Here is a 20,812-nt window from a genome sequence, read left to right on the forward strand (position 1 = left end):
CGAAGGCTTCCTCCTCATGAGCGTGCAGACATGCCGGACCGCCTTTCCATACGGGGGACGCCTCCTCGGTGCTCAGGCCCGTCTCCCGAGTCGACCGTCGCACGGGTCACACTCCGCCGGCCCGCTCTTCCCGAAAGCGGCCCGCGGATCCGCGCAAGCGGTTACCATCCCAGCCCTGACCTGCGACGCAACCGTTTCGACGGGAGACTGTCAGTGCCGGGGTGCAGACTGGCCGATGTCTGAGACAAAGACGTCACGGAGGTGATCGGCATGTCCGAGGTACTGCTCGCCGTGGGCACCCGCAAGGGCCTGTTCATCGGGCGCAGGCGGGGTGGGACCTGGGAGTTCGACGAGAGTCCGTACTTCAACGCGCAGGCCGTGTACTCGGTCGCGATCGACACCCGGGGCGAGCGGCCACGGCTGCTGGCCGGCGGCGACAGCGCCCACTGGGGACCGTCGGTGTTCCACTCCGACGATCTGGGCCGCACCTGGACCGAACCGGCGCAGCCCGCCGTCAAGTTCCCCAAGGACACCGGTGCCTCGCTGGAGCGCGTGTGGCAGCTGCATCCGGCGGCCGCGGAGCCGGACGTGGTGTACGCGGGCACGGAACCGGCCGCGCTGTACCGCTCCGAGGACCGTGGCGAGACCTTCGAGCTGGTCCGGCCGCTGTGGGAGCACCCCACGCGCTCGAAGTGGGTGCCCGGCGGCGGCGGAGAGGGCTTGCACACGGTCCTGACCGACCGGCGCGACCCGCGGGCCGTGACCGTCGCCGTGTCGACGGCCGGGGTCTTCAGGACCACCGACGGGGGCGCGAGCTGGGCCCCCTCCAACTCCGGTGTCTCCGCGGTGTTCCTGCCGGATCCCAACCCCGAGTTCGGCCAGTGCGTCCACAAGGTCACCCGCGACGCGGCAACCCCCGACCGCCTGTATCTGCAGAACCACTGGGGCGTCTACCGCAGCGACGACGCGGGCGCGCACTGGACGGACATCGGCGAAGGCCTGCCCTCCACGTTCGGTTTCGCAGCGGCCGCCCATCCGCACCGCGGTGACACGGCGTACGTCTTCCCCATCAACGCCGACGCGGACCGGGTCCCGGCCGACCACCGATGCCGGGTCTTCCGTACCGCGGACGCGGGCAAGAGCTGGGAGCCGCTGTCGGCGGGGCTGCCGCAGGAGGACCACTACGGCACGGTGTTGCGGGACGCGCTGTGCACCGACGACTCGGACCCGGCGGGCGTGTACTTCGGCAACCGCAACGGCGAGGTGTACGCGTCGGCCGACGACGGCGACAGCTGGCAGCAGCTGACGTCCCATCTGCCGGACGTGCTGTGCGTACGGGCCGCGGTGATCGGATGAGCCACGAGGGGGGACGGCCGTGGTGGCCGGGCTTTGGCCACCGGTTGATCACCGCTGTCCTTACGGCAGTAGGGTGACGCCGTGGCACCACGACCCTTGCATGAAATCGTCGAACCGGGCTGGGCGCAGGCCCTCGAACCCGTCGCCGTACGCATCGCCGAGATGGGTGACTTCCTGCGGACGGAGATCGCCGCGGGACGCACCTATCTCCCGGCCGGACCGAATGTGCTGCGGGCCTTCCAGCAGCCCTTCGACGACGTCCGCGTCCTGATCGTCGGACAGGATCCCTATCCGACGCCGGGACACGCGGTGGGGCTGAGTTTCTCGGTCGCGCCGGACGTGCGGCCGCTGCCCGGCAGCCTGATCAACATCTACCGGGAGCTCAACACCGATCTGGGTCTGCCCCAGCCGTCCAACGGCGACCTGACACCGTGGACCCAGCAGGGCGTGCTGCTGCTCAACAGGGCGCTCACCACCGCCCCGCGCAAGCCGGCCGCGCACCGCGGCAAGGGCTGGGAGGAGGTCACCGAGCAGGCGATACGCGCGCTCGCCGCGCGCGGCAAACCGCTGGTGTCCATCCTGTGGGGCCGAGACGCCCGCAACCTCCGCCCCCTGCTGGGCAATCTGCCGTCCGTGGAGTCCGCCCACCCGTCCCCGATGTCGGCCGACCGTGGCTTCTTCGGCTCCCGCCCGTTCAGCCGCGCCAACGACCTGCTGGTCAGGCAGGGAGGACAGCCGGTGGACTGGCGCCTGCCGTGACAGGGGCGGGGGACGGACCGGGTCCGGCCGGGGGTGCGGTAGCCGGGCGGACGGCGCAACCCCGGCCGCGCATCTCACGCGCGCGGCCCGGCGGCGAGCCTCCCGGCCCGGTCGAGCCGTCTGCCCCGGCCGCGTCCGCCCTGCGGCCCCGCAGCGGATCTCCCGACCCGGTCGGGGGCCCCGTCCCTCCAGCGAGCCCCGGCGGCGGGACCCCGGGCACGCTCCAGCTGTCCGCCTCCCCGGCGGGTGCGGTCGGCGAGCCCTCCGGCGCGGCGGGCAGCTCTGCGGGCTCCGCCGCAGACTCCGCCGACGAGCCTCCCGGCGGGGACCGACACCCGACCTCAACGGACACCGCCACGGGCCTCGCCAGCACGCCTCGCGGCACGGACCGACCCTCCGTCCCAGTCGCCACCCCCGCAGACCCCGACAGCCCGCCTCACAGCACGGACCAAACCCCCGTCCCAGCCACCTCCCCCACAGACCCCGACACCCCGCCTCACAGCACAGGCCGACCCGTTGCCCCCGCCATCTCCCCCACGGCCCTCCGGGTCCGTGACTCCGGCTTTCTCGCCGTCGACTCCGGTGGTTCCGGGCTTCGGGTCGTTGTCGGGACCGTTCAGCGCGGGGTGCTGGGGCAGCGGGTGTCGCGGGAGTCGGTGCGGACCGGGGTACGGGGGATCGATCCGGAGCATCTGATGCGGCAACTGGTGCCCATGGTCCGGGCGTTGACCGCCGCGACGGATGTGGGCGCGCTGCATACGGGCGTCGTCGGTGCCGCCGGTCTGTCGACCCTCGGCGATGCGCTGCGCGCCGAACTCCCGGGCGCCCTGGGGCGGGAGTTCGGGATCGGACAGGTCGCCCTGGTCGCCGATGCCGTCACCGCCTACGTCGGCGCCCTGGGACCGGTGCCCGGCGCCGTGATCGCGGCCGGGACGGGACTCATCGCGATCGGCACGGATCTGACCGGGTGGCGTCGTGCGGACGGCTGGGGGCATCTGCTCGGCGACTGCGGCAGCGGTGCCTGGATCGGGCGGGCGGGCCTGGAAGCAGCGCTGCGTGCCCATGACGGGCGGCCCGGTGGGTCGGCCGGACTGCTGGCGCGCGCCGAGGAGTTGTTCGGCGCGATGCCGGGGCTGCCGGGCCGGCTCTATCCGCGCCCCGACCGGCCCGCCGTCCTCGCCTCGTTCGCGCCGCAGGTCGCCGCCTGCGCCCCGGAGGACCCCCTCGCCGCGGGCATCCTGTACGAGGCCGCCCGGCACATGGCCGACTCGGCGGCCGCCGTGTGCCCCGCTGACGGCGCACCCCAAGTCGCACTCACCGGTGGCCTGTCCAGGATCGGCGCCCCTCTCCTGCTCCCCCTGGAGGAGGAGTTGGCGAAGCGGTTGCCCCATGCCCGCCAGGTGACGGCGGCCGGAGACCCGCTGCAGGGCGCGGTACGGATCGCGACAGACCTGGCTACAGGACAACTCACCCTGCCGAGTGATGCGTCGATGCTGTACCTGGTTACCAAAATGGGCGACTGATCCCGGCACGGCCGTCACGTCCGATCCGTACGTAACTCATCAGACAAAACCGGACGGATACCGCTCACCTGCACCCTCCCCGAACAGGGAAGCCCAGGAAACCAGTAACATGCGGCGCCATGAGCTCCCCCACTGGGCCCGCCGGCCTGCCAGTACGAATGCCGCGCCCCCGCCAGCCCGGACGGCACCGCCGTCCCGAGCCGCTGGCGGCTCCCGAGGGCGCGCCCGCGCTTGTCCTCGCGGTGCCGGGCACGCCCAGCGTCGCGACGCGCAGCCTCGCCGAGGAGGTCGTGAGCATCGCCCGCTCCGAGCTGCCCGGCCTGGACGCGCGGATCGGCTACCTGGACGGTGACGACGCGGAGTTCCCCACACTCCAGTCGGTGCTCGTCCACGCGGCCGAAGAGCGCACCGCCCGCTACGAGCAGGCCAAGGCCGCCGGTGTGGAGGTCAAGGAGCCCGAGGGCCCCGTCGCCGTCGTCGTGCCGCTGCTGGCCGGTCCGGACAGCGCGCTGCTGCGGGTCGTCCGCCAGGCCGTGATGGACAGCCGCGTCGCGGCCGACCTGACCGATGTCCTCGGCCCGCACCCGCTGCTCGCCGAGGCGCTGCACGTGCGGCTGTCGGAGGCGGGCCTGGCCCGTGCCGACCGCGCCCGGCTGTTCACCGTGGCGACCGCCGCGGACGGCATCATCCTCGCCTCGGTGGGCGGTGACGAGGCCGTACAGGCCGCCGGGATCACCGGCATGCTGCTCGCCGCGCGCCTCGCAGTGCCGGTGATGGCCGCCGCCCTGGACCAGGAGGGCTCGATCGCCTCCGTGGCCGAGCAGCTCCGCGGCTCCGGCTCGCAGAACCTGGCGCTGGCGCCGTACCTGATAGGGCCGGAGATCGACCCGGGCCTGATCGAGGAGGCGGCCAAGGAGGCGGGCTGCGCCGCGGCCGAGGCGCTCGGCCCGTACCCCGCGATCGGCAAGCTCGCCCTGGCCAAGTACACGACGGCACTGGGTATCGCCCCGCCGCAGCCCCAGGGCGCGCCGACCCGCTGACCCACGCAGCACCGCACCGCCGCAGCATCGCCGAGGGGCCCGCTCCCAGTACGGGAGACGGGCCCCTCGGCGTGGGGGGTGGTTGGGGCGGACACCCGGTGCCCCCTCGCCCCGACGCCTGTCACGACGCCTGGCGCACGGCCGACTCGCGCGCCTGCAGGACTCACGGCTCGCAGCCCGCTGCCCGCCTCACCTCACCGTCGACGACGCCTCGGCCGAACCGCACCCGGTCGACGCGGCCTCGCTCGACCGCACCCCGTCCACGCGGCCTCCGTCGCCCTGCACCACGCATCCCACAGCCCGCACCCCGCACCAAGACCCGCGGCCCCTCACCCGATGACCACGCACGAAGCCGCCGCCAGTTCGATCGCCCCGCTCCTGCTCGGCAGCCCCGTGCCCGGGTCGACCGCGAACCAGGTCACGTCACCGGAGCGCTCGTTGGCCACGTACAGGTAGCCCTCCGAGGCGGCGAGCGCGCGCGGCCAGTGCCCGCCGCAGGGGACCGTTCCGACCAGTCGCAGCCGCTCCCCGCCTTCTTCCACGGCGAAGGTCGACAGGACGTCCTCGCCACGTGTCGCGGTCCAGACGAACCGGCCGTCGGGCGAGACGACGATGCCCGAGGGGTAGGCGTCGCCGGACGGGGCGCCCGGCAGTACCTGGGCCTCCGCGAGGGGCTTCAGGAGGCCCTCGGTGGCGTCCCAGCGGCAGACGGTGACGGTCGGGGCTAGTTCGTTGACCACGTAGGCGAAGGTGCCGTCCGGGTGGAAGGCCAGGTGGCGCGGGCCCGAGCCGGGGCGCAGGGCGGACTCGTGATGCAGCACCGGGGTGCCGTCGGTCAGGGTGCAGACCCGGACCGAGTCCGTGCCGAGGTCGACGCTGACCGCCCATCGGCCGCTCGGGTCGGCCTGGACCTGGTGGGCGTGCGGTCCCTGCTGGCGCGGGGTGTGCGGGCCGGAGCCGGTGTGTGCGAGGACGGCGACGGCACCGGCGAGGGTGCCGTCGGGGCGGACCGGCACCGCGGTGACGCTGCCGGAGCCGTAGTTGGCGGTCAGGACGTGACCGTCGTAGAGGCCGAGGTGGGTGGGGCCGTCGCCGCCGACCCGTACCGGCGGGCCCGCCGCCTCGGGTTTGTCGGCGGTCACCCGGTACGCGGCCACCGCGCCGTCGGGGGTCTCGCTGACCGCGTAGAGCGTGTCCCCGTCGGGCGACAGCGCCAGGTACGACGGGTCGGGCAGGCCGTCCACGCTGCTCAGAACCGTCAGGGCGCCGCTGTCCGGGGCCACGGCCGCCGTGACGATTCCCGGGCCCCCGGCCGCCGTGAACGACCCGATGAAGGCCCTCCGCTGCAGTTCTGCCACCGCTGTCCCCTCTCGGTCCTGTGCCGTCCGGGGCGACCGTAACAGTGGAGGGCATCGGTCTAGACCAAATGGGGGTCATGTCGTCGACATTCATCGGCCCGCAACGGAAGCGGCCGTGTTCTCGCCCCGCGCCCGCGCCAGCGCCTCGGGGTGGTGGACGTACGCCGGGCGGTGTTCCAGCGTCTCGTAGGTGCGATGGAAGACGGGTGCGGCGCTGCCCGAGATCGGCGGGACGATCCAGGACCGGTCGGCGCCCACGCGGCGGCAGATGGCTCGTAAAAGTGGTTGCTCCGGTCGACCCCGGGGCGGTTCAGGCTCCGACCAGAGGCGAGCCGGTCGGTGTCCGCAGGGGAGCGGCCAGTTCGGCGAGGGCCCGTTCCAGACCGTGCAGATGGGCCAGGGCGGGTTCCTCGGCGGGCGGCTGGTCCGTTACGGGGACCGCTCCGCCGCCGGTGAGCGCCTCCACCGCGGCTTCCACGCGCCAGCAGGCGGCGGCCAGACGGGCGTCGTGCGAGGCCTCCGGGTCGGCGGCTACGGCAACCAGGCCGCGGATCTCGCGGGCGCAGTCGTCGAGGAGGGCGAGCACCCGGCGGGCGCGCCGCTTGCGGCCGAGCATCGGGTTCAGCGGGTGCATGAGCGGGGCGACCGAGAGCCGTACCCGGCCGAGCAGTTGCTCCAGTTCGGCCACGCGTGGGGCCGGGTCGGCGCCCTCGACACCGCGCAGTCGGGCGGCGGCCTCGGCGGTGCAGGCATGGACGCAGCGCAGGGCGCGCTGGATCCAGGCGTCGGTGGTGGTGTGGGTGGTGACCGGCAGTACGAACAGCACGGCGAGGACCGCGCCGAGCGCCCCGATACCGGTCTCGGCGAGGCGCAGCGCGAGCAGGCCGGGGGTGAGGACGCCCAGGAGGCCGTAGAGCAGTTCGGCCATGACCGTGACGCAGAGCATCATCCAGGTGTACGAGACCGCGGCCGTGTAGAAGATCCCGAAGACACAGGCCGCGATGATCACGGCCGAGGGGACGGCGGCGCCCTCCAGCGGGACGGCGACGAGCAGGCCGAGGCCGATGCCGGCCACGGTGCCGAGGACCCGGCGGAAGCCGCGGACGAGGGTCTCGCCGCGCGAGGTGGTGTTGACGAAGACCCACCAGGTGGCGCCGACGGCCCAGTACCAGCGCTCCAGGGAGATGAGCTGGCCCACGACGAGCGCGAAGGCCGCGCCGGTGGTCGCCTGGACCGCTTGGCGGGTGGTCACCCGGTCCAGTCCGGTGCCCGCGGGCGGGGCGGGCACGGGGGCCGGGGGCAGGCGGCGCTCGTAGCACCACAGGCCGAAGCGCACCGCGGCCGCGAGCAGCACGGACAGCAGGACGGCGGCGTACAGCTCGGGCAGGTGGTCCGTGGTCGCCTGGAGGAACTGCGCCACGAAGAAGTTCATGAACGCGAAGACGCCCAGGCTGTGCCCGCGCGGGCCCCAGCGGCGCGCGTACACGCCCGCGCCGATCACGGCGAGGAAGGTGAGGTCGCGGGCGACGGGGTGGTCGTGCAGTCCGGCCGCGGCGGCGAGCACGGGCAGTCCTACGACGGGCAGCAGCGCGGTGGTCACCGCCTGGCCGCGGACCGTGGCGTCCGTGACGGTGAACAGGGCGAGCAGCGCGGCGAGGCCGCCGGTCACGGCGCCGACGAGAGAGTGTCCGGCCAGGCCGCAGACGATCACCGCGAGTCCGATGCCGAGCACGGCCCGCGCGGCGAAGCGCAGCCGCATCCGCCCCGGGTCCGGCGCCAGGAACACCCTCTTCAGCACTGCTTCCGCCCCCTGCTCTCACGATGCGTCCGGTGTGCCGGCGCTTTTGCGCACGGCATGCAAAAGGCGCCGCGGGGTTCCGCAGCGCCATCGACGCCCCCATTGCACCATTGCCACCACAGCTGGCTCAACAGGCCTCGGATACGCTGAGCCATTGGCACAGTCAGGGCGATCCTGGAAGGTCCGCGCACGGACCAACGGACCACATACGAGGAAGGGCCGCGCACCATGGCCGTGGACGAGCTCGACACCCGCATCCTGCGTCTGCTGCTCGAACAGCCCCGTACGAGCGTGCGCGAGTACGCCCGCATCCTCGGTGTCGCCCGCGGCACGCTCCAGGCCCGCCTCGACCGGCTGGAGCGGGACGGCGTGATCACCGGCACCGGGCCCGCCCTCTCCCCCGCGGCCCTCGGCCACCCGGTGCTGGCCTTCGTGCACATCGAGGTCACCCAGGGGCGGCTCGACGACGTGGGCGACGCGCTGGCCTCGCTCCCGGAGATCGTCGAGGCCTTCTCGATCGCGGGCGGCGGCGATCTGCTGGCCCGGGTCGTGGCGCGGGACAACGCGCATCTGGAGGACGTCATCCAGAAGGTCATCAGCCTGCCGGGCGTGGTCCGCACCCGCACGGAGGTGGCGCTGCGCGAGCGGGTGCCGCACCGGTTGCTGCCGCTGGTCGAGTCGATCGGCCGGGCCACACGTACCTGACATCCTGGGCACCATGAGCAATCTCGGCACCCTCGCGGTCATCTTCGATCTCGACGGAACACTCGTGGACAGCGAGCCGAACTACTACGAGGCCGGCCGTCAGGTTCTCGCCGAGCACGGCGTCCCCGGCTTCACCTGGGCGGAGCACGAGCGGTACGTCGGCATCAGCACGCTGGAGACGGTCGGGATCTGGAAGCGGGAGTACGCCCTGACGGCCTCCGTCGAGGAGCTGTTCGCCGCCAAGAACCGCCGCTATCTGGAGCTGGCCCGCGCCGACACGTCCGCCTACCCCGAGATGCGCAAGTTCGTGGAGCTGCTGGCCGCCGAGGGCGTACCCATGGCCGTGGCCTCGGGTTCGTCTCCGGAGGCCATCGACGCGATCCTGGCCGGCACCGGCCTCGGCGCCTGGCTCCGCACCGTCGTCTCGGCCGACGAGGTCGAGCGCGGCAAGCCCGCGCCGGACGTCTTCCTGGAGGCGGCCCGCCGCCTCGGCGCGGACCCGGCCGACTGTGTGGTCCTGGAGGACGCGGCCCCCGGCGCCGCAGCCGCGCACGCGGCCGGGATGCGCTGCATCGCGATCCCGTACGTGGCCGCCCAGGCCGGCGCCCCCGAGTTCACCACGGCGGACCTGCTGCTGCGCGGTGGCCAGCAGGAGTTCACGGCCCGGGCGGCGTACGACTGGCTGGTGCACGGGCCGAGGGGCTCGAGGAGATCGACGCGGTGATCGACCCGACCGGGTCGCGGGACCGGATCCCGGCGGCGCCGGAGGGGTGCCCCGTCCCCCGCCCGGGGCACCCCCGTTCAACGACACCTGGGGAGCGTCCCGGGGCGGCCGGTGCCGTTCGGCCGGCCGGCCCCGGGACTTGGGGACGGTGACGAGTCCTACGGCCGTGCCTCGTGGCTCGGCTTCGGGGCCGGCTGGATGTTCTGGTTGAGGCGGAAGACGTTGTCCGGGTCGCGGTCGGCCTTGATACGGGCCAGACGGTCGTAGTTGCCGCGATAGCTGGCCCGGACGCGCTCCTGGCCCTCGTCCATCATCATGTTCACGTAGGCGCCGCCCGCCGAGTACGGGTGCAGGGCGTCGAAGTAGTCGACCGTCCAGCGTTTGATCAGCTCGGCGTTGGCGGGGTCGGGGTCGACTCCGGCGTACACGGAAGCCCAGTTGGCGTGGCGGTAGGCCCAAGGTGTCTCGTCCTGGCCGACGTCGTGGGCGGCGCCGTCGATCGGGTAGAGGTGCATGGTCGACTGCATGGTGGGGACCTCGGCGCCGAACTTGGCGTGGAGTTCGACGGCGTCGTCGGGGACGGTCTCGACGAAGTCGGCGCGCCAGTACCACTGGTGGCCGGGCGGGTAGAGCGCGTCGAACATCGACTGCATGTCCGGATGCTGCATCACCATGGGGGCGTGCAGCAGGGGCGCGGGCAGGGCGTCGAGCAGCGGGGCCATCTCGCGGGCGGCCGCCTCGGTGTCGGCGCCCGTGTAGCACCACACCACGCCCGCCGTCTTGCGGAGTTGGATCTCCTCGGGGAACGGCGGGGCGGGTGGCACGGTGCCGTGCAGGAAGAAGCCGTTGAGGTCTCGCGGGGCGTCCGGGAGGAAGTCCCGGTAGGCGGCGAGGACTTCGGCGCTGGCCTCGACCGGCCAGAAGGTCGGTCCGGCGACGACCGTGCTGATCTCGTGCAGCCGGAACACGAACGAGGTCACGACACCGAAGTTGCCGCCGCCGCCGCGGATCGCCCAGAACAGGTCGCTGTTCTCGTCGGCGCTCGCCCGTACCTTGCGCCCGTCGGCGAGGACGACGTCGGCCTCCAGCAGGTTGTCGATGGTGAGCCCGCACCTGCGGGTGAGATGGCCGAGGCCGCCGCCGGTGGTGATGCCGCCGACGCCGGTGGTGGAGATGATGCCGCTGGGCGTGGCGAGGCCGTGGGCGTTGGTGGCGCGGTCGACCTCGCCCCAGACACAGCCGCCGCCGACCCGGACCGTGCGGGCTTCCGGGTCGACGAGGACGTCCTTGAGAGGGGAGAGGTCGGCGACCACACCGTCGTCGACGGTGCCGAGCCCCGCACCGTGGTGGCCGCCGCCGCGGACGGCGAGGGGCAGACCGTGGGCGCGGGCGAATCCGATCACCCGGGCGACGGCGTCCGCGTCGGCACAGCGGGCGACCAGCGCGGGGCGGCGGTCGATCATCGCGTTGTAGACGGCACGGGCCTCCTGGTAGGAGGCGTCGTCGGGTCCGATCAACTCACCGCTGAATCCGGTGAGTTCCTTGGCCGCCGCCTGGGCGGGTGTACTGGACATACGAATCCCCCGTTTCGAGAAGTTCGATCGGTCCTGCACGTTCTATTCGCGTTGCGGGGGAATCGGTATCCGTGGCCGTCACCCAGGTCGGCGCCCCGGCATACCTACGTTTCGGCGCCCGGAAGCGGCCCTTCGGGTTCCCTCAGCAGACCGAGCCGGGTCGCGCGGTCGGCGGCGTGCCGTCGGGTGGGCGCGTCGAGCTTGTCGAGGATCGCGCGTACGTGGTTGTCGACCGTACGGACCGACACCACCAGCCGGGCCGCGATCTCGGCGTTGGTCAGGCCCTCCGCGAGCAGCCGCATGACCTGCGCCTGGCGCCGGGTGAGTCCGGCGGGGTTCTCGCGGGTCGCGGCGAGCGGACCGCGCGGGATGTGGCGTACGCCGATGCCGCGCAGCTCGGTGCGCAGGAGGTGCGCCCGGGGTTCGGCGCCGAGGGCGTCGAGGGCGGTGAGCGCGGTGAGTTTGTCGGCGGGGTCGGGGCTCTCGGCGAGGGCGCCGGCGTGTTCGTAGGGGCAGCCCGCCTCCTGCCAGCGGGCGGCGGCCGCGCGCCACCGGCCGCGGGCCTGGAGCGCGTACGGATGGTCCGAGTCGTCCAGGGAGACGGGGTGTCCGGCCTTGGTGAGCCAGTAGCCCAGTTCGGCGCGGTACGGGATGCCGGGCACGCGTTCGGCCTGGGCGTGGACGGGCCGCGCGGCGGCCACCACGGCGGCCGGGTCGCCGCGCAGCCAGGCCGCCTCCGCGAGCGCCGCCGCCACCGGGCCGGTGCGTTGCAGTTCCCTGGTCCGTACGGCGATCTCCCGTGCCTCGGTGAGGAGTTCGGCGGCGCCGGGGCGGCCGCAGCGGGTGCGGACCCGGGCGAGGACGGTGAGGGCGGGACAGCGTGCGGGCACGAAGTCGTGCATGCCGTACTCGGCGTGTTTCTCGGCCTCCTCCCAGTCGGCGGCGGCGAGTCGGCGCATGGCCAGTTCGACGTGGAGGTAGTTGAGGAAACCCAGGTGCTCGGCGCGGTCGGCGAGGTCCATGGCCGGCGGCAGGAAGAGGTCCGCCTCGGCGTACTGGAGGTGGTCGAGGAGGTTCCAGATGAGGTTGGCGTAGGAGCGGCAGGCGTGTTCGACCTCGCCCGCGGCGAGCGCGACGTCGAGGCTCTCCTCGACCTGGCGCCGTCCGCCGGGGTCTCCGGCACGCCAGCGGGCGGTGCCGACGTTGTTGAGGGCGTGGGAGAGGATCGCCGCGTCGTCCGCCTTGCGGGCCAGGGCGATCGCGCGTTCGCCGTGCTCGACGGCCTCGGTGTAGCGGTCGGAGAGCATGCGCAGCTGGGCGGTGTTGCTGACGGCGAGCGCCAACAGCCGGTCGTCGCCCGCGTGTTCCAGGACGGCGACGGCCTCGCGTGCGGCCTCCTGGGCCTGGTCGGCGTCCCCGGCCCACCAGTGGATACGGGAGAGCCAGCGCAGGTCGGCGCCGAGGGCGAGGGTGTCGCCGAGGGATCGGCGCAGGGCGACGGCGTCCCGTTGAGCGCTGACGGCGGCCGCCGAGTCGGCGATGGTGTAGCTCTCCACGGCGTAGCGTTCGAGCAGGTCGGCGAGTTCGGCCGGGCCGTAGCGGTGCCGTTCCCGCAGGACCAGCCTGAGCTGGGCGGCGGCCTCCCGGTGGGCGCCGGCGCTCGCGGCGTCCTTGGCGGCGTCGGGGCCGTAGCGGGCGACGGCGTCCAAGTCGCCTGCCTGGTCGGCGTGGTGGACGATCCGGGCGGCGTCCGAGCCGGGCCGGGCGACCAGTGCGGCGAGGACGTTGCGGTTGAGCTCGATCCGGCGGGCCGCGGGCAGTGAGTCGGCGACGGCCCGCCGGATCAACTCGTGCCGGAACGCCGCCCGTTCCGGGACCACGGCGAGCAGCCCGCGCTGCTCGGGTTCGGCGAGCGCGGCGACTCCATCGGTCAACAGGGCGTCGATCAGGGGTCGTTCGACGGCCGACGGGACGACGGCGAGCTGCTCCAGCGCGTCCACCGTGGCGGCGTCCAGTCCCCGCAGGCGGGCAAGGACGGCGTCCACGACGGTCGGGGGCACTCCCCCGGTGCCACCGGCGGCCACGATCTCGGCGACGAAGAACGGGTTGCCGGAGGTCACTTCGTACACCTGGGCCGGGTCGAGACGGCGGGACGCGCTGAGGGTGCGTACGGCGTCCAGGGAGAGCCGGGCGAGGGGCAGCCGGTGCACGCGGGGCGTACGGGAGACCTGGCCGAGGAGGTGACGCAGGGGGTGGCCGCGGTTCAACTCGTCGTCCCGGTAGGTGAGGACGAGGAGCGCGGGCAGCTGTTCCATGCGCCGCACCAGGAAGCGCAGGGCGTCCAGGGAGGCCTCGTCGGCCCAGTGGACGTCCTCCACGACGAGTACCGCGGGATGCGGAGTGCCGGCCAGCTCGCCGTGCAGGGCCTCGTAGACGCGGTGCCGGTCGCCGCCCTCCATGACGGCACGCGCGAGATCGGCGCCGACACTGCCGACGAGGTCGCGGAACGGGCCGAGCGGCCGCCGGGTGGCGAGGTCGTCGCACTGGCCGACGAGGACGCGGGCCTTGCCCGGGAGCCGGTCCGGCATCGCCTTGACCAGGCTCGACTTGCCGATCCCCGCCTCACCGAAGACGAGCGCCACCGATCCGGCACCCAGCGCCGCCTCCCGGGCGGCCGAGGCCAGTCGCGTCAGCTCGGGCTCACGTTCGAGGAGCCACCGGTCCACGGGCCAGATTGTGCCAGAGCGCTCCGCCGGGGGAGCCGTCGTGCGGGGTGCCGGGTCGGGTCGGCGGGTCGGCGCGGGTCCGTTGTGGCCGATCGCGCCCCGCGGCGGAGCCGCTGTCGATGCGGCCCCGCGCCCCCGGGTACGTCAGCCGGCCGTCGGTCTTCCAGTCACCGCGCGCATGGACTACTTCGAGCGGGCCCTGCTCAACCAGGTGCTCGGCTCCAAGCAGGGCAAGGCCGACGCGGAGAAGCGGCTCGTCACCTACTTCATCGGGCTGACACCCGGTCGACCTGGTCGCCCGCGACCCGGCGACCAGCTACCTGTCGTTCGGGCTGGACGCCAACGCCGCCCTCTTCGGCGATCCGCCGCCCACCCTCACCCCGGTGAGCGGAGCCGCCTACGAGCGGCGCCGGGGCTTGCCGCGCTTGGCGCCCTGGGCCTTCTTGGCGGCTGGCGGCTTGCGTCGCCCGCCGGACGCGTCGGGGCGCTTGGGCTGCTTGGCCTGGGTCTGAGCCGCCCTGGCCTTCTTCTTCGGCGTCTCCGTGGCCTGCGGCGCGGTGCGGCCCCGTGTGCTGTTGACCGTGCGCCCGCGGACGATGCCGATGAAGTCCTCGACCAGGTCCGTGGTCGACTCCTCCGGCCACGACAGGGCGACGGAGGACTCGGGGCCGTCCGTGACCGGGCGGTAGGTGAGGTCCCTGCGGTGGTACAGGCGGGCCAGCGACTGGGGGACGACGAGCACGCCGATGCCGGCCGCGACCAGTTCCACGGCGTCCTCCGTGGTCGCGGGGCGCTCGAAGGCGGGCTCCCCGGGAGGCCGGTCCCAGTCGAAGACGTCGTCGAGGGGGTGCAGCACGGTCTCGTCGGCGAGATCCTCCAGGGCCACCTCTTCGACCGCGGCGATGACGTGGTCCTTGGGGACGACCACGACCGTGGTCTCCGTGTAGAGGGGGATGGCGCTGAAGAACGTACGGTCGACCGGCAGCCGGACCAGACCGGCGTCCGCGGCGCCCTCCCGCAGTGCGTCGACCGCCTCCGTGCCCGAGAGCTGGAGGAGGGTCAGCGGGATGTCCGGCAGCCGCTCCTGCCAGATCCGCACCCACTTCGCGGGGGTCGCTCCCGGGACGTACGCGAGCCGGAACTGCGGGGATTCTTCCGAGCCTGTCACCTGGCCAGGTTACCCGCCGTGGTCGGCGGAGGTTCACCCAGTCGATACCCTTGAGGGCATGAAGCAGCACCAGAGCACCCAGACGATGAAGCCCGCGACCGCGGCGAAGAAGCTGGGTGTGTACCTCGAGGCCACCCCCGCCGAGTTCCGTGAGGGCGTCGTCTCGCGGACCGAGCTCAACGAGCTCCAGGCCGATCCGCCCCAGTGGCTCCAGGACCTCCGCGCCCACGGTCCGCACCCCCGTCCGGTGGTCGCGGCCAAGCTCGGTGTGTCCATCGCGGGTCTCGCGCGCGGCGGCGTCACCGAGCCGCTCACCACCGAGCAGATCGAGGCGCTGAAGCAGGAGCAGCCCGAGTGGCTGGCCAAGGAGCGCGCCACGCAGGCCGAGGTGCGCAAGGAGACGGTCCGGATCAAGAAGAAGAACGCGGAGAAGGCCGAGAAGGCGGGGCCCGCCGGCCGCGACTGACGTACGTCTGTCGGCCCCCGGCCCGCCTGGACGTCGTCCACCCCAGGTCGCCGTGTACGTGGCGCTGCTGCGGGACGGGTATCCGCCGTTCCGGCTGGACCAGGGCGGGAGCCCGCCCACGGGCCGGGAATCGACGTGCCGGGGCAGCAGGTTGCCCGCACGAGTGGAGCACATCCCCGCTTGCCGGGAAGGTCGTGGTCGTCACGGGTGCGGCCCGTGGTCAGGGCGCCGCGGAGGCCGCCGCCCTGGCCGGCCCGGGCGGGCGCCGAGGTGGTCGCGACCGACGTACGGCCGGAGCGACGGAGCTCACGGCCCACGGCGGCGTGAAGTCCGTCTCGGACGTGATGCGCCCGGACGGGCCGTAGCGAGAGGCGCCGCGTACCTGCGGTGAAAGACCCCGTGCGGACCGCCGGTCCCCCGCGCCGGCGGTCCGCACGGAGGTGGTCGGGGAGTGAACAGGCGTCCCCTCCGAGCCTGTTCTCCCCTGCCCGGGGGCGCCGGAGCGCCGATGTGCCGGATTACACGAGAACGTCGCTGTTGCTCTGTTGCATTCTGGAGTGGCAAGGGGTGACGCAGATATGGGTAGAACTGCGTACGCGGACGAGTGGAGCACGAACGTGGCACAGGGGCTGGGCGGAGCCTACGAGCGCATGCTGGCGGTGGCCGTCGCCGCACTCCACGAGCGTGACCCCGGGCAGTTGTGGCCGTTGGTGGCGGCCTCGCTGCCGGACCTCATCGGGGGCGAGGTCCTGATCTACAAGCTGGACGACTGGAGCGAGAGCGGGGGCACGGTCGGGCTGTCGCCGGGTGTGGCCCGGGAGTTCGATGTGCTCGGGGACGAGGCCATGGGGCTGTTGCGGGCCGGGTATCCGTTCGCACAGCACTACGGGGCGAGCCGGGACAGGGCGCCGGTGACGGCACGGCGGGCGGCGGGACGCCGGTGGTCCGCGAGCCGGACCGCGCGGCTGATCGACGACATCATGGACGTGGACCACGCGCTGGGGATACCGCTGCCGCAGTCGAAGGCCCCGATCACCGGCTGCCTCGTCTACCGGTCAGGACGCGACTTCAGCGACGACGAGGTGTTCGTCGCCGGGCGGCTCCAGCCGCTGCTGGCGGGGATCGAGCAGCAACGGCAGCTGCTGCAGCGGGTGTTCGTGCCGGGTTGCGACGACGTGGGGCTGACGCCGCGGGAGTCGACCGTGCTGATCCTGCTGGGCGACGCGCTGACGGCCGCCGCGATGGGGCGTCGGCTGGGGATTTCCGAGCGAACGGTGCACAAGCACGTCGCCAACATCTACCGCAAGCTCGGCACGCACGACCGGCTCGGGACGGTGCTGCGGGCCCAGCAGTTGGGGCTGGTTCCCGCACCGGCCTCCTCACGGGGGTGAGGGCATCCCGTTGCCCTTGAGGCGTTCCAGGTCGGAGGGACGGACCTGGATGGCGAGGACGGCGATGACCGCGGCGACGGCGGTGAAGACGGCCGCCACCACGAAGGCGGCCGAGACTCCGGCGGTGAGGACCTCGTCGCCCCAGTGGCCGGGAAGCTGCCCGGTGCGCTGGAACTGCAGCCGCTCCGCCGGGGTGGCCTGGGACTGGAAGAGCGGGAGCTGCTTGTCGAACTCGTCGGTGCTGGCCGTGCCGAACATCGTGACCAGGATGGACAGCCCCAACGAACCGCCCACCTGCTGGGTGGCGTTGAGGAGCCCGGAAGCCGCGCCGGTCTCCTGCACGGGCACGTCGGAGAGCGCCATGAGGGTGAGCGACACGAACTCCATGCCCATGCCCAGGCTGAAGACGAGGATCGGTCCGAGGACGCTGCCCGCGTAGGTGGAGTGGACGTCGGTCAGGGTCAGCCAGGCGAGTCCCGCGGCGGCGAGGATCGCGCCCACCACCATGAAGGGCTTGGGGCCGTACGTGGGCAGGAACTTCGAGGCCAGCCCGGCGCCGACCGCGATGACCGCGCTGACCGGCAGGAAGGCGAACCCGGTGGCCAGCGGGCTGAAGGCCAGCACGTTCTGCACGAAGAGCGTGAGGAAGAAGAACATGCCGAAGATCGCGGCGGCGAGGCACAGCATGATGCCGTAGGTGCCCGCGCGGTTGCGGTCGGCGAACATGTGCAGCGGTGTGATCGGCTGCCGGGAACGCCGTTCGACAAGGACGAACACCGCGAGGATGACGACGGCCGCGGCGAACGAGGCCAGGGTGAGCGCGTCCCGCCAGCCCTCCTGCGCGGCCCGGATGAAGCCGTACACCAGCAGCACCATGCCGACGGTGGAGGTCAGCGCGCCGGTGATGTCGAAGTGGCCCGGATGGCGTTCGGACTCCCTGATCCAGCGGGGGGTGGCGACGGCGATCAGCAGTCCGATCGGAACGTTGACGAAGAGCACCCAGCGCCAGTTCAGATACTCGACGAGGATGCCGCCGGCCAGCAGTCCGATCGCGCCGCCGCCCGCCGAGACCGCGGCGAACACCCCGAACGCCCGGTTGCGTTCCGGGCCTTCGCGGAACGTCGTGCTGATCAGGGCGAGGGAGGTCGGGGACGCGATGGCACCGCCGACGCCCTGGAGGGCACGGGCGGCGAGGAGTTGGGCCTCGTTCTGGGCGAGTCCGCCGAGCAGGGACGCCAGGACGAAGAGCAGCACGCCGCAGATGAAGACCCGGCGGCGGCCGAGGATGTCACCGGCGCGGCCGCCGAGCAGCAGCAGACCGCCGAAGGTGAGGGTGTACGCGTTGACCACCCAGGCCAGGCTGGTGGTGGAGAAGTCCAGGGAGCGCTGGATGTCGGGGAGGGCGATGTTCACGATGGTGATGTCGAGGACCACCATCAACTGGCAGGAGGCGATGACCAGCAGCGCCATGCCGTTTCCGCCACCGCCGGTGCTGTCGGTGGCGGCCTGAGTCGGGGAGGTCGGCTGCGGGCTGCTGTTCATGACGTATCGCACTCTCAGTGAACGGTGCCGTCCACTGTTCGACCGTACGCCTGCCTCAAGGCCCTTACCAGTCGATCAGCGGAGCGTCTCTCGTCCCACCGCGGCGGCGAGCGCCTCCTCGATCGTCGGGTGCTCGAAGGTGAAGCCCGAGGCCAGGAGTGCGCCCGGCAGCACGCGCTGGCTCATCAGGATGCCGTCCGCGAACTCGCCGAGGACGAGCCGCAGTGCGAAACCGGGGACGGTGAACACGGTCGGCCGGTGCAACGCCCTGCCGACGGCGGCGGTGACCTCGCGGTTGGTCGCGGGGTGCGGGGACGTCATGTTGACGGGGCCGGCGACGGATTCGGTGTCGAGGAGGTGGCGCAGGGCGCGGACCGTGTCGGTGAGGGAGATGTGGCTCCAGTACTGGTCGCCGCTGCCCAGGCGGCCGCCGAGGCCCGCGCGGGCGAGCGGCAGCAGCCGGCCCATGGCACCGCCGCGGGGCGAGACGACGATCCCGAAGCGCGTGTTCACGACCCGCGTCCCGGCCTCGCCGGCGGCCCGTGCGGCCGACTCCCACTCCTGGCAGACGCCGGCCAGGAAGTCCTGCCCGGGCGCACCGGACTCGTCGGTCGCGGTCGTCCCCGTCTCGCCGTAGTACCCGACGGCGGACCCGGAGACGAAGACCGTCGGCGGCTTCTCGCAGGCCGTGATCGCCGTGGCCAGGGCGGTCGTGCCGAGGACCCGGCTGTCGCGGATCCGCTTCTTGTACGCCGCCGTCCACCGCCGGTCCCCCACCCCGGCCCCGGCCAGCCCGACCACGGCGTCCGCCCCGTCGAGCACGGCAGGATCGAGCAGTCCGCCCTGGGGATCCCAGCGGGCCTCCTGGCTGCCGTCGTCCCGGGGCCGCGGCTCCCGGCGGACCAGGCGGGTCACCCGATGCCCGTCGCCCAGCAGCGACGCGGCCAGGGCACCGCCGATCAATCCCGAAGAACCGCTGATGACGACGTGCATGGGGGACCTCGATCCAAGAGGCGGGGGCCCACGGGCATGCGGGCGCAGGGCACACCCTTAAGGTGTTTTAGACTTCAATCATTGTACGTCGTGCTCCTGGACCGGGGCCCGCCGCACCCCGATCGCCGCCGCGAGCGCGCCCAGCACCGCGAGAACACCGGTCGCCAGCACCGCCGAGTGCACGCCGGCCATGAACGCGTCGTGGCTGCCCTGGACGACCGCGGCCTTCAGCTGGGCGGGCATCGAGTCGGCGACGGGCGCCACGCCCATGGCCACGGCGTCCTTGGCCTCGCCCAGCGCGTGTGCCGTCCCGGCGGGCACCCCGGCGTCGGTGAGTTCGCCGGTCAGGGTCGAGCCGACCCGGCTGCTGATGACCGAGACCAGGACCGAGGTGCCCAGCGCGCCGCCGATCTGCAGCGCGGTGGCCTGCAGACCGCCCGCCACACCGCCGTCCCGCACGGGGGCGTTGCCCACGATGGCCTCCGAGGAGGCGGCCATGACGATGCCGACACCGAGGCCCATCGCGATGAAGGGCGGCCACATGGTGGCGTACGACGAATCCGCGCTCCAGGTCAGCATGGTGAACATGGCGGCCGCCTGGAGCAGCATGCCCAGCGGCATGGTGAACCGGGCGCTGAACCGCTCGGTCAACGCCGCGCCCAGCGGGGACGCCACCACGGAGGCGAGGCTCAAGGGCAGTGTGCGGACGCCCGCTTCGACGGGTGAGAAGCCGCGCACGTTCTGCAGGTAGAGCATGACGAAGAAGATCGTGCCGAGCAGGACGAAGAAGTTGAGCGCGGTGATGACCGTGCCGACGGTGAGCGCCGGGTTGCGGAACAGTCGCATGGGCAGCAACGGGTGGGCGACACGGGTCTCGTACCAGCCGAAGACGACCAGGACGAGCACGCCCGCGCCGATGGCGCCGAGGGTTCCGGCCGAAGTCCAGCCCCATGTCTCGCCCTTGACGACGCCGAAGACGACGGCGAGCAGGCCCGCGGCGAGGAGTGCGACGCCTGCGATGTCGAACTTCTCGCCCGCGGCCGCGGTGTTCTTGCTCTGCGGCAGGACGAGCCCGCTGTAGACGAGGGCGATGACGCCGATGGGGGCGTTGATGTAGAAGACGGACTCCCAGTTGACGTGCTGGACGAGGAGACCGCCGACGATGGGGCCGAGCGCGGTGGACACCGAGGAGACCATGGCCCAGATGCCGACGGCCATGCCGAACTTCTTCGGCGGGAACACCGCGCGCAGGAGGCCGAGGGTGTTGGGCATCAACAGCGCGCCGAAGAAGCCCTGGAGCGCGCGGAACGCGATCACGCCCTCGATCGAACCGGCGAGCCCGATCGCGACGGACGCGACGGTGAACCCGGCGACTCCGATCAGGTAGAAGGTGCGGCGGCCCAGCCGGTCACCGAGCTTGCCGCCGAGGATCAGGGCGGCCGCGAGGGCCAACAGGTAGGAGTTCGTGACCCATTGGAGGTCGGCGGTGGACGCGTTCAGGTCGCGGCCGATCTCCGGGTTGGCGATCGAGACGACCGAACCGTCGAGGCCGACCATGAACAGGCCGAACGCGACGGCTATGAGGGTCAGCCAGGGGTTGGAGCGGGGGCCGCGGCGGGCCTCGTCGGCGAACGGAGGTGCGCCGACGGAGGTGGCGGTGGAAGAGGGCATGGGAAGCCAGGTCCTGGT

The 20,812-nt window shown here is 72.9% G+C and carries 17 protein-coding genes; 8 read left to right on the forward strand and 9 right to left on the reverse strand.

Translation table 11 applies throughout. From position 1 onward, the window contains the following. The first annotated feature begins 270 nt into the window (after nucleotides 1–270). From PH203_RS28575 to PH203_RS28590, 4 genes are all read left to right on the forward strand, one after another. Complete coding sequence (locus PH203_RS28575) at nucleotides 271–1,356, forward strand: sialidase family protein (protein WP_289923433.1); 1,086 nt, start codon at nucleotides 271–273, stop codon at nucleotides 1,354–1,356. An 81-nt stretch (nucleotides 1,357–1,437) separates the two neighbouring features. Continuing rightward, a complete protein-coding gene (locus PH203_RS28580; protein WP_289923435.1) occupies nucleotides 1,438–2,115 on the forward strand; it encodes a uracil-DNA glycosylase in 678 nt (225 codons plus the stop codon). A gap of 527 nt (nucleotides 2,116–2,642) precedes the next feature. Beyond that, the gene (locus PH203_RS28585) at nucleotides 2,643–3,638 is read left to right on the forward strand and encodes a BadF/BadG/BcrA/BcrD ATPase family protein (RefSeq protein WP_289923668.1); all 996 of its coding nucleotides are present in this window, start codon (nucleotides 2,643–2,645) and stop codon (nucleotides 3,636–3,638) included. Between the two features lie 119 nt (nucleotides 3,639–3,757). Continuing rightward, nucleotides 3,758–4,678: a hypothetical protein gene (locus PH203_RS28590; RefSeq protein ID WP_289923436.1), complete on the forward strand. Its 921-nt coding sequence runs from the start codon at nucleotides 3,758–3,760 to the stop codon at nucleotides 4,676–4,678. Between the two features lie 329 nt (nucleotides 4,679–5,007). Here the strand turns inward: PH203_RS28590 and PH203_RS28595 are convergent, their stop codons facing one another. From PH203_RS28595 to PH203_RS28605, 3 genes are all read right to left on the reverse strand, one after another. After that, the gene (locus PH203_RS28595) at nucleotides 5,008–6,036 is read right to left on the reverse strand and encodes a lactonase family protein (protein WP_289923437.1); all 1,029 of its coding nucleotides are present in this window, start codon (nucleotides 6,034–6,036) and stop codon (nucleotides 5,008–5,010) included. 90 nt (nucleotides 6,037–6,126) lie between these two features. After that, nucleotides 6,127–6,294: a nitric oxide synthase oxygenase gene (locus tag PH203_RS28600; protein WP_354671270.1), complete on the reverse strand. Its 168-nt coding sequence runs from the start codon at nucleotides 6,292–6,294 to the stop codon at nucleotides 6,127–6,129. Nucleotides 6,295–6,346: 52 nt separating this feature from the next. Then, the gene (locus PH203_RS28605; RefSeq protein WP_289923438.1) at nucleotides 6,347–7,834 is read right to left on the reverse strand and encodes an FUSC family protein; all 1,488 of its coding nucleotides are present in this window, start codon (nucleotides 7,832–7,834) and stop codon (nucleotides 6,347–6,349) included. A gap of 228 nt (nucleotides 7,835–8,062) precedes the next feature. On the opposite strand from PH203_RS28605, the gene PH203_RS28610 reads away from it, so the two are divergent. Beyond that, on the forward strand, nucleotides 8,063–8,539 hold the full coding sequence (locus PH203_RS28610) for an Lrp/AsnC family transcriptional regulator (protein WP_289923440.1): 477 nt from the start codon (nucleotides 8,063–8,065) through the stop codon (nucleotides 8,537–8,539). 13 nt (nucleotides 8,540–8,552) lie between these two features. After that, nucleotides 8,553–9,263 carry an HAD family phosphatase gene (locus PH203_RS28615; RefSeq protein ID WP_289923441.1) on the forward strand — a complete coding sequence of 237 codons (711 nt, stop codon included), beginning with the start codon at nucleotides 8,553–8,555 and terminating at the stop codon, nucleotides 9,261–9,263. 158 nt (nucleotides 9,264–9,421) lie between these two features. Here PH203_RS28615 and PH203_RS28620 read toward each other — a convergent pair whose 3' ends face one another. From PH203_RS28620 to PH203_RS28630, 3 genes are all read right to left on the reverse strand, one after another. Beyond that, on the reverse strand, nucleotides 9,422–10,837 hold the full coding sequence (locus tag PH203_RS28620) for an FAD-binding oxidoreductase (protein ID WP_289923442.1): 1,416 nt from the start codon (nucleotides 10,835–10,837) through the stop codon (nucleotides 9,422–9,424). A 104-nt stretch (nucleotides 10,838–10,941) separates the two neighbouring features. Then, nucleotides 10,942–13,563 (reverse strand): LuxR family transcriptional regulator, encoded by a 2,622-nt coding sequence (locus tag PH203_RS28625; RefSeq protein WP_289923443.1) that lies wholly within the window; start codon nucleotides 13,561–13,563, stop codon nucleotides 10,942–10,944. 397 nt (nucleotides 13,564–13,960) lie between these two features. Continuing rightward, nucleotides 13,961–14,731: a LysR family substrate-binding domain-containing protein gene (locus PH203_RS28630; RefSeq protein WP_289923445.1), complete on the reverse strand. Its 771-nt coding sequence runs from the start codon at nucleotides 14,729–14,731 to the stop codon at nucleotides 13,961–13,963. 58 nt (nucleotides 14,732–14,789) lie between these two features. Here PH203_RS28630 and PH203_RS28635 point away from each other — a divergent pair, with 58 nt between their 5' ends. Further along, on the forward strand, nucleotides 14,790–15,197 hold the full coding sequence (locus PH203_RS28635; RefSeq protein WP_289923447.1) for a DUF5997 family protein: 408 nt from the start codon (nucleotides 14,790–14,792) through the stop codon (nucleotides 15,195–15,197). A 578-nt stretch (nucleotides 15,198–15,775) separates the two neighbouring features. After that, nucleotides 15,776–16,588: a LuxR C-terminal-related transcriptional regulator gene (locus tag PH203_RS28640; RefSeq protein WP_289923449.1), complete on the forward strand. Its 813-nt coding sequence runs from the start codon at nucleotides 15,776–15,778 to the stop codon at nucleotides 16,586–16,588. Here the strand turns inward: PH203_RS28640 and PH203_RS28645 are convergent. The 3 genes from PH203_RS28645 to PH203_RS28655 form a co-directional block, all read right to left on the reverse strand. Continuing rightward, on the reverse strand, nucleotides 16,577–18,130 hold the full coding sequence (locus tag PH203_RS28645; RefSeq protein ID WP_289923451.1) for an MFS transporter: 1,554 nt from the start codon (nucleotides 18,128–18,130) through the stop codon (nucleotides 16,577–16,579). The two genes, PH203_RS28640 and PH203_RS28645, sit on opposite strands and share 12 nt — an antisense overlap. Before the next feature lie 75 nt (nucleotides 18,131–18,205). After that, a complete protein-coding gene (locus tag PH203_RS28650) occupies nucleotides 18,206–19,123 on the reverse strand; it encodes a TIGR01777 family oxidoreductase (RefSeq protein ID WP_289923453.1) in 918 nt (305 codons plus the stop codon). Between the two features lie 78 nt (nucleotides 19,124–19,201). Further along, nucleotides 19,202–20,794 carry an MFS transporter gene (locus tag PH203_RS28655; RefSeq protein ID WP_289923456.1) on the reverse strand — a complete coding sequence of 531 codons (1,593 nt, stop codon included), beginning with the start codon at nucleotides 20,792–20,794 and terminating at the stop codon, nucleotides 19,202–19,204. Between the last annotated feature and the right edge of the window lie 18 nt (nucleotides 20,795–20,812).

The sequence above is a fragment of the Streptomyces sp. S.PB5 genome (assembly GCF_030403745.1).
Taxonomy (GTDB): domain Bacteria; phylum Actinomycetota; class Actinomycetes; order Streptomycetales; family Streptomycetaceae; genus Streptomyces.

Coding starts and splice junctions, on each gene's coding strand:
- PH203_RS28655 (WP_289923456.1), bottom strand. CDS start 20,794: ATGCCCTCTTCCACCGCCACCTCCGTCGGCGCACCTCCGTTCGCCGAC.
- PH203_RS28575 (WP_289923433.1), top strand. CDS start 271: ATGTCCGAGGTACTGCTCGCCGTGGGCACCCGCAAGGGCCTGTTCATC.
- PH203_RS28645 (WP_289923451.1), bottom strand. CDS start 18,130: ATGAACAGCAGCCCGCAGCCGACCTCCCCGACTCAGGCCGCCACCGAC.
- PH203_RS28635 (WP_289923447.1), top strand. CDS start 14,790: ATGAAGCAGCACCAGAGCACCCAGACGATGAAGCCCGCGACCGCGGCG.
- PH203_RS28620 (WP_289923442.1), bottom strand. CDS start 10,837: ATGTCCAGTACACCCGCCCAGGCGGCGGCCAAGGAACTCACCGGATTC.
- PH203_RS28640 (WP_289923449.1), top strand. CDS start 15,776: ATGGGTAGAACTGCGTACGCGGACGAGTGGAGCACGAACGTGGCACAG.
- PH203_RS28590 (WP_289923436.1), top strand. CDS start 3,758: ATGAGCTCCCCCACTGGGCCCGCCGGCCTGCCAGTACGAATGCCGCGC.
- PH203_RS28615 (WP_289923441.1), top strand. CDS start 8,553: ATGAGCAATCTCGGCACCCTCGCGGTCATCTTCGATCTCGACGGAACA.
- PH203_RS28650 (WP_289923453.1), bottom strand. CDS start 19,123: ATGCACGTCGTCATCAGCGGTTCTTCGGGATTGATCGGCGGTGCCCTG.
- PH203_RS28610 (WP_289923440.1), top strand. CDS start 8,063: ATGGCCGTGGACGAGCTCGACACCCGCATCCTGCGTCTGCTGCTCGAA.